Origin of the sequence: Microbacterium sp. cf332 (assembly GCF_900102175.1) — a bacterium.
In the GTDB taxonomy this organism is placed as follows: Bacteria; Actinomycetota; Actinomycetes; order Actinomycetales; family Microbacteriaceae; genus Microbacterium.
In genome coordinates, this window is record NZ_FNKN01000003.1 from 427,536 (window position 1) to 440,997 (window position 13,462).

15 protein-coding genes are annotated in these 13,462 nt (G+C 70.6%); 10 read left to right on the plus strand and 5 right to left on the minus strand.

Annotated features, from left to right (window positions below):
• Window positions 1-21 precede the first annotated feature (21 nt).
• The 3 genes from BLT21_RS13585 to BLT21_RS13595 all read left to right on the plus strand — a co-directional run bounded on the left by BLT21_RS13585 (window position 22) and on the right by BLT21_RS13595 (window position 1,966).
• Window positions 22-573 carry a CGNR zinc finger domain-containing protein gene (locus BLT21_RS13585; RefSeq protein WP_091503001.1) on the plus strand — a complete coding sequence of 184 codons (552 nt, stop codon included), beginning with the start codon at window positions 22-24 and terminating at the stop codon, window positions 571-573.
• 45 nt (window positions 574-618) lie between these two features.
• Entirely contained in the window at window positions 619-1,488 is an 870-nt protein-coding gene (locus tag BLT21_RS13590) for a WcbI family polysaccharide biosynthesis putative acetyltransferase (RefSeq protein WP_091503003.1), read from the plus strand.
• A 172-nt stretch (window positions 1,489-1,660) separates the two neighbouring features.
• A complete protein-coding gene (locus tag BLT21_RS13595; RefSeq protein ID WP_091503004.1) occupies window positions 1,661-1,966 on the plus strand; it encodes a hypothetical protein in 306 nt (101 codons plus the stop codon).
• Here the strand turns inward: BLT21_RS13595 and erm are convergent.
• Both erm and BLT21_RS13605 read right to left on the minus strand, forming a co-directional pair.
• A complete protein-coding gene (erm, locus tag BLT21_RS13600) occupies window positions 1,951-2,727 on the minus strand; it encodes a 23S ribosomal RNA methyltransferase Erm (RefSeq protein WP_091503006.1) in 777 nt (258 codons plus the stop codon). The genes BLT21_RS13595 and erm overlap by 16 nt on opposite strands.
• 226 nt (window positions 2,728-2,953) lie before the next feature.
• Window positions 2,954-3,622 carry a TetR family transcriptional regulator gene (locus tag BLT21_RS13605; RefSeq protein ID WP_091503008.1) on the minus strand — a complete coding sequence of 223 codons (669 nt, stop codon included), beginning with the start codon at window positions 3,620-3,622 and terminating at the stop codon, window positions 2,954-2,956.
• A gap of 107 nt (window positions 3,623-3,729) precedes the next feature.
• Between BLT21_RS13605 and BLT21_RS13610 the strand changes: the two genes are divergently transcribed.
• Window positions 3,730-5,151, plus strand: a complete 1,422-nt coding sequence (locus BLT21_RS13610; protein ID WP_091503009.1) for a DHA2 family efflux MFS transporter permease subunit — start codon at window positions 3,730-3,732, stop codon at window positions 5,149-5,151.
• A gap of 115 nt (window positions 5,152-5,266) precedes the next feature.
• Here the strand turns inward: BLT21_RS13610 and tkt are convergent, their stop codons facing one another.
• A complete protein-coding gene (gene tkt, locus BLT21_RS13615; protein ID WP_091503011.1) occupies window positions 5,267-7,339 on the minus strand; it encodes a transketolase in 2,073 nt (690 codons plus the stop codon).
• 125 nt (window positions 7,340-7,464) lie between these two features.
• On the opposite strand from tkt, the gene BLT21_RS13620 reads away from it, so the two are divergent.
• From BLT21_RS13620 to BLT21_RS13640, 5 genes are read left to right on the plus strand one after another with little or no spacing between them, the layout of a single operon-like run.
• Window positions 7,465-8,211, plus strand: coding sequence for a GntR family transcriptional regulator (locus BLT21_RS13620; protein ID WP_091503032.1), 747 nt, complete (start codon window positions 7,465-7,467; stop codon window positions 8,209-8,211).
• 14 nt (window positions 8,212-8,225) lie between these two features.
• Window positions 8,226-8,678 (plus strand): PTS sugar transporter subunit IIA, encoded by a 453-nt coding sequence (locus BLT21_RS13625; protein ID WP_091503034.1) that lies wholly within the window; start codon window positions 8,226-8,228, stop codon window positions 8,676-8,678.
• Window positions 8,675-8,956 (plus strand): PTS sugar transporter subunit IIB, encoded by a 282-nt coding sequence (locus BLT21_RS13630; protein WP_023954969.1) that lies wholly within the window; start codon window positions 8,675-8,677, stop codon window positions 8,954-8,956. Before BLT21_RS13625 ends, BLT21_RS13630 begins: the two co-directional genes overlap by 4 nt.
• 55 nt (window positions 8,957-9,011) lie before the next feature.
• Window positions 9,012-10,424: a PTS ascorbate transporter subunit IIC gene (locus tag BLT21_RS13635; RefSeq protein WP_091503036.1), complete on the plus strand. Its 1,413-nt coding sequence runs from the start codon at window positions 9,012-9,014 to the stop codon at window positions 10,422-10,424.
• A 59-nt stretch (window positions 10,425-10,483) separates the two neighbouring features.
• Window positions 10,484-11,116 (plus strand): HAD-IA family hydrolase, encoded by a 633-nt coding sequence (locus BLT21_RS13640; RefSeq protein ID WP_176786917.1) that lies wholly within the window; start codon window positions 10,484-10,486, stop codon window positions 11,114-11,116.
• A gap of 92 nt (window positions 11,117-11,208) precedes the next feature.
• Here the strand turns inward: BLT21_RS13640 and BLT21_RS13645 are convergent, their stop codons facing one another.
• Window positions 11,209-12,222, minus strand: a complete 1,014-nt coding sequence (locus BLT21_RS13645) for an NADP-dependent oxidoreductase (RefSeq protein WP_091503040.1) — start codon at window positions 12,220-12,222, stop codon at window positions 11,209-11,211.
• 83 nt (window positions 12,223-12,305) lie between these two features.
• Entirely contained in the window at window positions 12,306-12,695 is a 390-nt protein-coding gene (locus BLT21_RS13650; protein ID WP_091503497.1) for a DUF1304 domain-containing protein, read from the minus strand.
• Between the two features lie 92 nt (window positions 12,696-12,787).
• Between BLT21_RS13650 and BLT21_RS13655 the strand changes: the two genes are divergently transcribed.
• On the plus strand, window positions 12,788-13,378 hold the full coding sequence (locus BLT21_RS13655; protein WP_091503042.1) for a TetR/AcrR family transcriptional regulator: 591 nt from the start codon (window positions 12,788-12,790) through the stop codon (window positions 13,376-13,378).
• The last annotated feature ends 84 nt before the right edge of the window (window positions 13,379-13,462 follow it).

A 13,462-nucleotide genomic window follows, 5' to 3' on the forward strand; every position in this document is an offset into this window, starting at 1 on the left:
CGATCGTGATGTAATGCCGTTATGCAACTCAACCCTTACGGTGAGTACGCCGTCCTGCTCGCCGCGTCACTGGCGAACGACTGGCCCGGCGACCGGGAGGGCATCGTCGCCCGAACGTACGAGTTCGGGATGACGGCGATCTACGCGCCGGCCGCCGCGACCGACCACGATGCGACGCGTTCCGTCGTGGACGACTGGCTCGATGTCGTCGACGCGGACGATCCGGGTCGACGCGCGGAACTGCTGAACGGCCTCATGGCGGCGGCGACCGCGTACCCGCGCCTCACCGACCACGACGGCGATTGGCACCTGCACTACCGCGACGACGACCAGCGGCTGCCGCAGGTGCTGCGGGCCGTCTTCGCGGTGGGCACCGCCCTCCACATCACGACCCGGGGGATGGAGCGCCTCTCGCGGTGCGCCGCGGGACGAGCCCCCGGCGACCCGTGTCGCAACGTGGTGGTCGACATCACCCGCAACGGCCGCCAGCGCTACTGCTCGGTGCGCTGCGCGAACCGCGACGGCGTACGCCGCCACCGCGCGAAGGTCGCGCTAGCGCATCGGGGGCGGTGAGGGCAAACACCATCGGCCAGCGGGCCGCATCGGCACGATGAGGGGATGCACTCCGTTCCCACCCCGTTCCGGGGCGTCGAGCCGCCGGCGGGCTTCGGCATCGTCGTCGGCAACTGCCAGGCCGAATCGATGCGCATCGTGCTGGACGCGCCCGACCGTCCGACGGTGCGGGTGCCCCCGGTCCACGAGATGGACGCCGCCGATGTCGAGCGGCTGCACGAACTGCTGCCACGTGCCTCGTTCCTCGTCGCGCAGCCGGTGCGCGACGACTATCACGGCCTGCGCCTGGGCACCCGGCAGCTCGCGGCGTCGCTGTCACCGACGGCGCGTCTGATCACGTTCCCGGTTGTCCGGTACGCGGGCCTGCACCCCTTCCAGGCCGCCCTGCACGTCGAGGGCATCGACGAGGTGCCCCCCGTCGTCGCCTACCACGACGTCAGGACGCTCGCCCGGGCGGCCGGCCTGCCCGCGGCTCATCGCCTCGACCATCGCGCGGTGCGCGAGGTGGCGCGCGACTCGCTCGCAGAGCTGCAACGCCGCGAGCAGTCGATCGATGTCGCGGTGTCCGACCTGTTGCATCCCGCGTCGACCGACGTCATGCGCACCGTGAATCATCCCGGCAACCCGGTCTGGATGCCGCTCGCCGAGCGGGTGCTCGCGGCGCTCGGGCTGCGCGGTGAGCCGACGGATCCCGGACGCCCTCTGCTGAACGCGGTGCGGGCTCCGCTCGAGGACTGGGTGCTCGACGCCTGGGGGCTCGCGGATGCGCCGCGCGCGCACTGGATCGTCGACGGCGTGGAGGTCGACACCGATGCCGTCGCCGAGGCCCACCTCGAGTGGTACCGGACGCAGCCGCGCTTCGTCGCCGCGGCGACGACACGGCTGCACGACCTGCTCGCGCACTGGCGAGGTTGACTCCGGCGGCCCTCGCCGCCGGAGCGCGTGTTAGCGTTGACGGGTCCCTTCGGGGCTCGTGTGTCGTTCGTCTGGCTCACTGTCGAGCAGATCGTCCGACGCGATCACTGGTACATCCAGCCCTCATCTTTCTCCGCGCACCGTGCTGTGCGCGCTCTTTCTCAGGATTCTCGTGCTCTCTTCGCTTTCTTCTTCCGCGCCCGCCCTCGTCTGGCGCCAGGCCGACGCCGACTTCTACGTCGCGACTCTCGACGGCCAGTACGCCGGGTTCGTCACCACCGGTACCGCCCCGGCGACCTTCGATGCCGAGAGCGGCCACGGCGCCGATCTGGGCGCGCACACCACGGCAGGTGCCGCCGCGGCCGCGGTCGCCGCGGCCGCACGGCCCGCGCCGCCGCGCGGGGGTGGGCGTGCCCCGCGCCGGCGCTCCCGCCGCCCCGGCTCGTCGCGGCGCACGCCCACCTACGACATGCGCTGAATCGCCGAGACGGCTCGCCACAGGTCGGCCCACTGGGTCGGAGACAGGTCGCGCGGCAGGGCGTCGGAGGCTGTCCGGCTCGCGGCGAGGGCCCTGCGGGCCGACGACGCGTCGAGCCCACATCCCTGTCGCAGGATGCCGGCTGCGCCCCGCCCGCGGGCGGTGAACATCGTCCGGACGAACGACTCGTACCGCCGACGATCCGCGTCGGCGACGAGAGGGAGCGCGCGACGCGAGATACCCAGTACCCCGCCGTCGACGGACGGCTGCGGCGAGAAGCCCCAGCGGGGCACGCGGCCGTGCAGCGCGAAGTCGAACCACGGCGCGCTCTGGGCCGTCATCATCGTGCGGCCGCCGACACCCGCACGCTTGCGCGCGACCTCCCATTGGGTCACGAGCACCGCGTCGCGCCACGACGGTGCGGCGAGGAGCCGGCGCAGGATGGGGGTCGTCAGATGGAACGGGATGTTGCCGACGACGACCGGGCCGTCGAGGGGATGGCGCAAAGCGTCACCGGTGACGACCGAGACCGCGGGCAGTGAGCGTGACAAGCGCCGCGCGCGATGCTCGTCGATCTCGACGGCCGTGATCGGCCGGCAGGTTTCGGCGAGAACCCGGGTGAGGGCGCCGTCGCCGGCGCCGAGTTCGAGGATGGCGCCGCGTGTGGCGGCGACGAGCGAGGCGATGGTGTCGAGGGTGGGGCGGTGGGTCAGGAAGTTCTGACCCAGTTCGTGGCGTCCGCCGTGGCGGCAACGAGACATGGGTGTGCTCCGGGTTTCGAGGGGAGCACCCCGGATGCGGGAAGGCGTGCGAGAGCGGCCCGTCCGAGGTGCGATGGCATCTCGAGGGACGGCGCGGTCAGACCAGAGGTCGCGGACGCGCCGTCAGGCGCGGCGGTCGCGAGCGGTGAAAGTGCGCGCCATCACGGGCGCTGCGTGTAGTGAACCCACGTCCTCAGGCTATCAGCCGTCGCACTGCGCATCGGGCTCAGATGAGATGGGTCGGGCTCTTCTCGAGCTGTCGACCGGCGGCGGCGAGACCGCGCCTCATCTCCAGATAAATGTCGCGGACGCTCGCGCGTTCGTTGAGCTCGGCACGCCGGACCCACTCGTCGATCGTGAGGCGCAGGACGAGCGCCATCATCGATACGGCCGCGCGTGCAGCGAGCACGTCGGCCTCCGCTCCGGCGGCATCCACGGCCGCATCGGTGAGCTGATCGACTTCCTGGGCTTCGTTGCGCAGGGCGAGCGCGAGGAGAGACGGCTCGGATCCGACGAGCCGCCGCACCCGCAGCGCGCGAACATGCTCGTCGGGATGTGCGTCGAAACGGTCGAGAAGAGTGAGCCAGCTGCGCTCGATGCCCTCGACGACCGACGCCCCGGCCTTCACCGCGGCGATCGCGTCGCCGACGACGCGTGCGGAGTCGTCGGCGCTCGCGAACACGGCCGCCTCCTTCGACGGGAAGTAGCGGAAGAAGGTGCGCTGCGAGGTGCCCGCGCGGCGGGCGATGTCGTCGACGGTCGTGCCGTGCACGCCGTGCTGCTCGAAGAGGTCGAGAGCGGCGTCCGACAGCTCGCGCTGCGTCTCCTGTCGACGTCGTTCGCGCAGACCCGCCGCGTGACCGTCTGCGGGGGTGGCGTCGTGATCGCGCTCCATGGCTTCAGTGTCTCATAGCGCCAAAGTGGCAGAGACTGCCATATGATCAGTGAGTGACAGTTGACCAGCAGAATCCCTCCACCTCCACCATCCCGCTCGCACCGGCGATGGCACGCCGAGCTCGCACCGGCCCCGTCATCGCGCTCCTTGTGGCATCGGCCTTCGTCGTGATCCTCAACGAGACGATCATGGGCGTCGCGCTGCCCAGGCTCATGGTCGACCTCGACATCACGGCCGCCACCGCGCAGTGGCTGACGACGGGCTTCCTCCTGACGATGGCCGTCGTCATCCCGCTCACGGGGTACGTGCTGGCTCGTTTCCCGATCCGGGGAGTCTTCTTCACCGCGATGTCGCTCTTCGCCGCGGGTACCCTCATCGCGGCCCTCGCTCCCGGATTCGGGATGCTGCTCACCGGCCGCGTCGTGCAGGCGTCGGGCACGGCGATCATGATGCCCCTCCTCATGACGACCGTCCTCAACGTCGTCGAGCCGGCCCGACGCGGGCGGATGATGGGCGTCATCAGCATCGTCATCGCCGTCGCCCCCGCCATCGGACCCACCGTGTCGGGCCTCATCCTGTCGGTACTCGACTGGCGCTGGATGTTCTGGCTCGTGCTGCCCATCGCGCTCCTCGCCCTGGCGCTGGGCGCCATCTGGGTGCAGAACGTCACCGAGACGCGCGAGGCCCGGTTCGATGTCGGCTCGGTCGTGCTCTCGGCTCTGGGCTTCGGCGGTCTGATCTTCGGTCTGAGCTCGATCGGCGAGTCGGCGACCGGACACGCCGCGATCCCCGTCTGGATCCCCCTCGTCGTCGGGGCGGTCTCACTCGTCGCCTTCGTCGCGCGCCAGCTGAAGCTGCAGCGCAGCGACGCCGCGCTGCTCGACCTGCGGACGTTCCGATCGCGGTCCTTCAGCCTCGCCGTCGCCCTGGTCGTCGTCGTGATGTCGGCGCTCTTCGGCTCGCTCATCCTGCTGCCGCTCTACCTGCAGCAGGTGCTCGGCCTCGACACCCTGGCGGTGGGCCTGATGCTGCTGCCGGGCGGCGTGCTGATGGGGCTCATCGCCCCCGTCGTCGGCGCGCTGTTCGACCGCTTCGGTCCGACGCCTCTCGTCATCCCGGGCATGATCGTCGCCGCCGCCGCGCTCTGGGGCATGACCACGTTCGGCGTCGACACGCCGATCGGCTGGATCATCGCCGTCCACATGGGCCTCAACCTCGGGCTCGGCTGCGTGTTCACCCCGCTGCTGACCTCGGCGCTGGGCTCGCTCCCGGCGCGGCTCTACTCGCACGGAAGTGCGACCGTGAGCACCCTGCAGCAGGTGGCGGGCGCGGCGGGCACGGCCCTGTTCGTCACCCTCATGTCGGTGGGTGCGGCAGCCGCCGCGGCCGACGGAGTCGACGCGATCGCGGCGACCGCCAGCGGCGTGCACACGGCGTTCCTGACGGGCGCATGCATCGCGTCGGCGGCCGTCGTCCTCACGTTCTTCGTGCGGCGCCCCGCTCCCGTCGACGAGCTCACGGGTCCCTGAGGTCCGGCGGGTCGGCCCCGGCGGGTCGGCCCCGGCTCGTCGGTGAGCCGACGCGAAAGGCGGTGACGCGCGCAGCGTCACCGCCTTTTCGGTCGGTTCGAGGGAGGAGCGGGGGTCAGCTCGCGATCAGGGAGTGGAGGGTGGCGAGCAGGCGGTCCTCCGTCATGCCGCGCTCGCGCAGGGCGTCGGCCGCGGGGGCCGAGAGCCCGAACTCGTCGATGCCGACGACGGCACCCGCCGAGCCGACGATCTCGTGCCAGCCGAAGGGCGATGCCGCCTCGACCGCGATGCGCGCGGTCAGCGACGGCGGCAGGACCGCATCGCGGTAGGACGCATCCTGCGCAAGGAACCAGTCGCGGCTCGGCATCGAGACAACCCGCACCTCGACGCCGGATGCGGCGGCCGTCTCGGCTGCCGAGAGCGCGAGCGCGACCTCGCTTCCGGTCGCGATGATGACGGCGACGGGGTCTGCCGCGTCCCGCACGATGTACCCGCCGCGGCGGACGCCGGCGCGCACGTCGTCGATCGGGATGTCGAGCACCGGCACGCCCTGCCGGCCCAGCACGAGCCCGGCGGGGGAGTCCGCCTCGACGATCGCGTGCCACGCCGCCACGGTCTCGTTCGCATCCGACGGCCGGACGACGGTGAAGCCCGGCATCGCCCGCAGGCTCGCCAGGTGCTCGATCGGCTGGTGCGTGGGGCCGTCCTGGCCCAGGGCGACGGAGTCGTGCGACCACAGGTACGTCACCGGCAGGCCCATGAGGGCCGACAGACGGATCGCGGGGCGCTGGTAGTCGCTGAAGACCAGGAAGGTGCCGGCGAAGACGCGCCATCCCCCGGCGAGGGCGATGCCGTTCATCGCGGCGCCCATCGCGTGCTCGCGAACGCCCCAGTGGATGTTGCGGCCGGCGCGGGTGCCCAGACCCGTCTCCTCGGGCAGGAACGATCCGCCCTGGTGGATCTCAGTGCGGTTGGGCTCGGCGAGGTCGGCCGATCCGCCCCACATCGCGGGAATCGCCTGCGCCAACGCCTGGATCGCGGCGCCGGATGCGTCGCGCGTCGACACTTCGGTGCCGGGCTCGAATCGGGGGAGGGCCCCGGCGAGATCGTCGGGCAGCCGGCGCCCACGGAACGTGTCGTGCGCGTCTGCCCGCGCGGCATCCGTCGCCTGCCAGCGCGCGAACGCCTCGTCCCACTCCGCGTGCAGTCGCGCGCCCCGGACACGGGCGCGGCGCGCGCGCTGCAGCACCGTCTCGCTCACCTCGAACGGCGCCGCCTGGCTGCCGAGTGCATCGCGCAAGAGCTGTATCTCTGCGGCTCCGAGCGGGGCGCCGTGCGATGCGGCGGTGTTGAGCGCGCCCGGCGAGGGGTAGGCGATCTGCGACTTCAGGACGATGAGGCGGGGCTTGCCGGGAGGGTTCGCCGCTCCGAGCACGCGGTCGAGCTCGTCGACGTCGACGTCGCCGTCCGCGGCGAGCTCGATCCGCTCGACGTGCCAGCCCTGTGCGCGGAATCGGGCGCCCACGTCCTCCGACGACGTCAGACGGGTGTCGCCCTCGATCTGGATGTCGTTGTCGTCGTACACGACGGTCAGGTTGTCGAGGCCGTGGCGGCCCGCGAGCGCTCCCGCCTCGTACGAGATGCCTTCCTGCAGGTCGCCGTCCGACGCCAGCACCCACACGTGCCGGTCGAACGGTGATCCGTCCGCCGGTGCGCCGGGATCGAAGGTCGCACGCTCGTGCAGCATGCCCATGGCCATGCCCACCGCGGTGGCGAGTCCCTGCCCGAGGGGTCCGGTCGTGGTCTCGACCCCGGCGGTGTGACCCAGCTCGGGGTGGCCGGGGGTGCGGGAGCCGAGGGTGCGGAAAGCGCGCAGGTCGTCGATCGTGACGTCGTAGCCGGTGAGGAACAGCTGCGTGTAGAGCAGGATGCTGGCGTGCCCGCACGACAGCACGAAGCGGTCGCGGCCCGGCCATGCCGGGTCGGCGGGATCGTGCCTGATGTGCCGCTGGAAGAGCGCCGTCGCGATCGGGGCGAGTGCGATCGCGGTGCCGGGGTGCCCGGACCGAGCGGCCTCCACCGCGTCGGCAGCCAACAGGCGAGCGGCGACGACGACGTCGCGATCCGATGCTTCGGTGGTCTCGGCAACGGCGGCCGGTGCGGCGGGGGTCGAGATCAAATTCTCCATAGTCATCATGATGTCATAATGAGTTGCGGGCGCAATCTTGCGGTCTGTGCCTGATTCGGGCATGATCGTCCACGGATTAGTCATGACGTCATGACGACGCACAAGAGTCAGCGAGGAGGCGACCGATGGTGACAGCAGCCGGAACGGCGAAGTACCGGACCGTGCACGATGAGCTCCTGCGCCGCATCCGCGAGATGGCGGTGGGAGATCGCCTGCCGTCCGAGCCGGAGCTGTGCGACGAGTTCGCGGTCAGCCGCATCACCCTGCGGAAAGCGGTCGATGGACTGGTGCAGGACGGATGGCTCGCCCGCGAGCACGGCCGCGGCACGTTCGTCACCGAACCGGTCGCGGGAGACCACTACCCCGAGCACTTCGCCGACGTCGTGACGGGGTTCCATCGTCAGCAGACGAGCGCCGGCAACGTCGTCACGACGCGCGTGCTCCGCCAGGAGCTCGTGCCCGCCGGTGCGCAGGTGGCCCGGCTCCTCGAGCTGGAGGAGGGCGAGGGAGTGGTCGAGCTCGTCCGCCTGCGCTACGTCAACGGACAGCTCCACCAGCACGTCTTCACGTGGGTTCCACACGTGCGGTACCCGGCGGTCTACACCGGCGATTTTTCGGATCAGTCGCTGTACGCGTTCCTGCAGGAGCAGTACGGGGTCAGTCTCGTCCGCAACGACATGACCGTGCGCGTCGACGAGGCGGCGCCGGACGTCGCCCTGAACCTGGGCGTGAGCGCCGGTCTGCGGCTGCTCACCATCGATTCCCTCGTCGTCGACGCCGACGGCACCCCCGTCGCGTTCGGCACGGCGCGCCACGCTCCGGAGAACAGCGAGATCTCCCTGACGCTCCACGGCCCCCGGCCCGGCGCCTGATCGGAAGGACCCCCATGCTCATCGAACAGCTCAGCGACGACCGCATCCAGTTCGCGACCGACGTCGACGGATGGCGCACGGCCGTCGAGACCGTCAGCCGGCCGCTGCTGGACGACGGCTCCATCACGCGTTCGTACATCGACGCGATGATCGAATCGATCGCCGCCGGCGGCACCTACATCGACCTCGGGTTCGGGATCGCTCTGGCCCACACGCGTCCCGAAAAGGGTGTCCTCCGCACCGGGCTCTCCGCGCTCTGGGTCGAGCCCGCGGTCCTGCTCAACGACGAAGAGGCCCACCCGATCACCCTCTTCTTCTGCCTCGCGGCGACCGACACCGAGTCGCACCTGTCGACCATGTCGGAGCTCGCCCGTCTGCTCAGCGACGACCGCGCCCGCGCCGTACTGCTCTCCGCCCGAACCACCGCCGACGTCCGCGCGGCCCTCATGACAGGAGTCACCGAATGACCAAGTTCCTCGCCGTCTGCAGCTCCGGCCTCGGCAGCAGCTTCATGGTCCACATGAACATCGAGAAGGTCCTGAAGGAGCTCGGGGTCTCCGGAATCACGGTCGACCACGCCGATCTCGGCTCGGTCGCCCGCGGCGACGCCGACACCATCTTCGTCGGCCGCGACATCGCGGAGGCCGCGAGCGGTCTCGGCGACGACGTCGTCGCGCTCGACAGCATCATCGACCTCGCGGAGCTTCGCACCAAGGTCGACGAGGCCGTGAAGCGCCACTCCTGACCTGACCGCCTCTGCTCGCCACCCGACGCTTTCACCGACGAAAGGAGCATCCGCGATGGATGCTGTCATCGATGTCCTGCTCGACATCTTCACCCAGCCGGCGGTCATCGTCGCGCTCATCGCCCTGATCGGTCTCGCCGTGCAAGGCGAGTCCTTCAGCGACGTCCTCAAGGGCACCATCCGCACCCTCGTCGGCTTCCTCGTACTGGCCGCCGGTGCCGGTGTCGTGGTCGGCTCGCTCGACCCGTTCGGCGCGATGTTCCAGCATGCGTTCAACGTGCAGGGCGTCGTCCCCAACAACGAGGCGATCGTCGCGCAGGTGCTGCTCGACTACGGCTCCGCCGCCGCGCTCATCTTCTTCTTCGGCATGATCGTCAACATCGTGCTCGCGGCGACGACCCGCTTCAAGTACATCTACCTGTCGGGTCATGTCGCGTTCTACATCGCGGCCATGTTCGCCGTCATCCTCGGTGTCGCCGGCTTCGAGCCGTGGGCCGTCGTGCTGTGGGGCTCGATCGCGCAGGGCATCTACATGGTGGTCTCGCCCGCTCTCGTGCAGCCCTTCATGCGCCGCGTGACCGGCAGCGACGACGTCGCCCTCGGGCACACGGGCGGCGCCGGTGTCGCCCTCAGCGGTCTCGTCGCCCTCGCCACCCGAGGCAAGGGCGGTTCGAAGTCGACCGAGGAGATCTCGTTCCCCAGCGGGCTCGGCTTCCTCCGCGACACCACCGTCATCGTCGCCCTCTCGATGGCCGTCATCTACATCGTCGTCGGCCTGTTCGCGGGTGCCCCGTACATCGAGGGGGAGCTGTCGAACGGGCAGAACTTCATCGTGTTCCTCGCTCTGCAGGCGGCGACCTTCTCGGCCGGCGTGTTCATCATCCTCGCCGGCGTGCGCGTCGTGCTCGCCGAGATCGTGCCCGCCTTCAAGGGCATCTCGGAGAAGCTCGTGAAGAACGCCAAGCCCGCGCTCGATGTGCCGATCGTCTTCCCCTTCGCCCCGAACGCGGTCCTCATCGGATTCCTCGCGAGCTTCGTCGGCGGCATCGTCGGCATGCTCGGCATGGCGGCGCTCGGCACGGCGATCATCATCCCCGGTGTCGTCGCCCACTTCATGACCGGTGCGGCATCGGGCGTCATCGGCAATGCAGTCGGCGGTCGCCGGGGCGCGGTGCTCGGCGCGTTCGCGAACGGTGTGGCGATCACCTTCCTGCCCCTCCTCCTGCTGCCCGTGCTCGGCGACATCGGGTTCTCGAACTCGACGTTCTCGGACTCCGACTACGGCGTCTTCGGCCTCATCCTCGGCGGCGTCTCGGGGGCCGGCGGGCAGATCGCCGTCATCGTGACGCTGGCCGTCGCCCTCGTCGCGCTCTACGTCACGACGTTCGCGCTGCGCGGCCGTGACCGCCGCAAGGCGGCCGCAGTCGAAGCGGAGTCGACGCCGGCACCCGCGGCCTCGGCTCGCTGAATCACACCGATGCCCGCCGGGGTCCGCCCCGGCGGGCATCGCCATACCCGGAGGATCCTGTGACCACCATCACCCCGACCGCCGTCCTCTTCGACTGCGACGGCGTCCTCGTCGACTCGCTCGAAGCCGCCGCCACCGCGTGGGACGCCTGGGCCGCGCGCTACGCGCCGGGCTTCGACTTCCGCACGCAGATCGAGCACGGGGTCCGCGCCGCCGACACCGTCGCGACCCTCGTGTCCGCCGGCCTCCTCGACGAGGCGGTCGCCGCCCTCGACGCGGCCGAGGTCGACTCCGCCGCTCTGACGGAGCCGATCGCCGGCTCGGTCAACCTCACGTCGAGCATCCCGTCGGGATCGTGGGCGGTCGTCACGTCGGCCACCCGCGAGCTCGCGCGGCGCCGGCTCGCAGCAGCGGGCCACCCGGTTCCGGCAGCGCTCGTGTCGGCCGAAGACGTCGATCGCGGCAAGCCCGATCCCGAGCCCTACCTCGCCGGCGCCGCGCTGCTCGGCGTCGACATCGCGCGGTGCGTCGTGTTCGAGGATGCCGAGGCCGGTGTGCGCTCGGCCCGCGCTGCCGGAGCCGGGTGGGTCGTCGGCGTGGGGGACCACCTCGGGGCGGCGCACGTCGACGCTCGGATCGACGACCTCCGCTCGGCCGAGTGGCGAAACGGCATCCTGCACCTGCGAGGGTGACGGCCCACTCCGTCGCCGAGCCGACGCGAAAGGCGGTGACGCGCACTGCGTCACCGCCTTTTCAGTCGGCTCGAGGGCCTCAGGGGTGGGAGTCAGGCGATGCGGACGAGCATCTTGCCGGTGTTGGCGCCGCGCATCATCGACAGGAACGCCTCGACGGTGTTCTCGATGCCGTCGACCACGGTCTCGTCGTACGAGATCTTTCCCTCGGCGAACCAGCCCGTCATCTTCTCGCTGAACTCCGGCGACAGGTGCAGGTACGACGCCAGCGTGAAGCCGGTCGCGGTGAGCCCGCGGGTGATCATGTTGGCCATGTTGTCGGGGCCGGGGGTCTTCTCCGTCGTGTTGTAGCCGGCGATCGCGCCGCACAGCGAGATACGGCCGCCGGTGTTCATGACGTCGAGCGCGGCCTCGAGGTGGTCGCCGCCGACGTTGTCGAAGAAGACGTCGACGCCGTCGGGAGCGTGGGCGGCGATCTGCTCGCGCACCGGAGCGTCCTTGTAGTTGAAGGCCGCGTCGTAGCCGTACTTGTCCGTCAGCAGCGCGACCTTCTCGGCCGAGCCCGCCGAGCCGATGACCCGTCCCGCGCCGAGGAGCTTCGCGACCTGCCCGACCGCTGTGCCGACCGCGCCCGCCGCGCCCGAGACGAAGACCGTGTCGCCCGGCTTCAGATTCGCGATCGCGGTCAGGCCGACGTACGCCGTGAGTCCGGTCATGCCCAGGATGTGCAGCCGCACCGACAGCGGCAGTCCCGGCACGTCGGGCACGGGGCGGAAGGTCGCGGCATCCGCCTGCACGACGTCCGACCAGCCGTGCTGATGCAGCACGATCGTCCCGACGGGCAAGTCGTCGGCGGCGCTCGCCACGACACGACCGATCGCGCCGCCCGCGATGACGTCGCCCAGCGCGTAGGGCGCGACGTAGCTGCGCACGTCGTTCATGCGTCCGCGCATGTACGGGTCGACCGAGACGAACTCGTTCGCGACGCGCACCTCGCCGGCGGTCGGCTCGGCGAGTTCGACGCGCGCGATGTCGAAGTCGTCGGTCGTCGGCCAGCCCTGCGGGCGGCGGGCGAGACGGACCTGCGTGCTGATCTCGTGGGACATGGTTCTCCTTCGTGAGGGGGCGGAATGGATGCCGCGAGCCCGGTCGGAGCCGCGGACACGGGGGAGTGCGCTGGGCGCGGAGGTCAGAGAGCGAGCCCGATGACGAGGGCGATGACACCGAGCGCGGGGACGACCCCCTGCTTCAGGGCGGCGGAGGCCTTGCTCGGGTCGGAGAGGAGCAGGACGAGGCTGGCGGCGACCATCGAGCCGGCGCCGACGAAGACGAGCGTCGCTCCGATCGCGAGGTCGCCGGCGATGACGAAGCCGATCCCGACGAAGACGGCGACGGCGAGGAAGAGGTTGTAGAAGCCCTGGTTGAACGCGAGCGCCTTCTGCGACTCGGCCTGGGCGACGCTGCCCGTGCCGAATGTCGCCCGCGCGCGCTCGCCGGTCCAGGCGATCGACTCGAGATAGAAGATGTAGACGTGGATGAGCGCTGCGAGACCCGCGAGCGCGAGACCGACGATGATCACGAGCTGTTCCCTTCCGGCGATGCACACCGTTTTCTGTATCGTTCGGTTCAATATATACTGAACTGACCGATACACAAAAGGGGTGGTTCCGAATGGGCCGAGCGCAGACGTACGACCGCGCGGATGCCGTCCGCGCGGCGCGCGGGGTGTTCTGGGAACTGGGCTACGACGGGGCTCCGCTGCCGGAGCTCGAACGGGTCACGGGCCTGAACCGGTCGAGCATCTATCACGCCTTCGGGTCGAAACGTGGCCTGTTCGATGCGGCCGTCGAGAGCTATCTCGACGAGGTGGTGCGTCCCCGGCTGACGCCGCTGGTCGCCGCGACCGTCGCGCCGGATGCGCTCGAGGGGTATCTGACCGGACTGCGCGCCGCCCTGCGGCAGCCGAGCTCGCTGCCGTCCACGAGCGGCTGTCTGCTCGTCAACACCGCCTCGGCGCCGATCGCCCGCGACGAGGCGGTCGCTCACGTGATCGCCGAGTACCGGTCGGAGCTGCGCACCGCCTTCGGCCGAGGCGTCGCCGCTCGCCGCCCCGATCTCGGCGCGACCGAGATCGGCACGCTGGCCGACGCGTGCACCGGGCTCGTCGTCTCGGCGTTCGCCCTGGTGCGGGTCGACGCGGATGCCGCATCCGATGCCCTCGGCACGGCGATCGCGCTCGTGACGGGGTCGCCGCAGTCCTGAGCGCGCCGAACGGGTCCGCGATGCGCTTCGGATGCGGCCGCTTTACGCCTCATCCTTGACTTTTGGCAAGCGTTCGCGCCGACA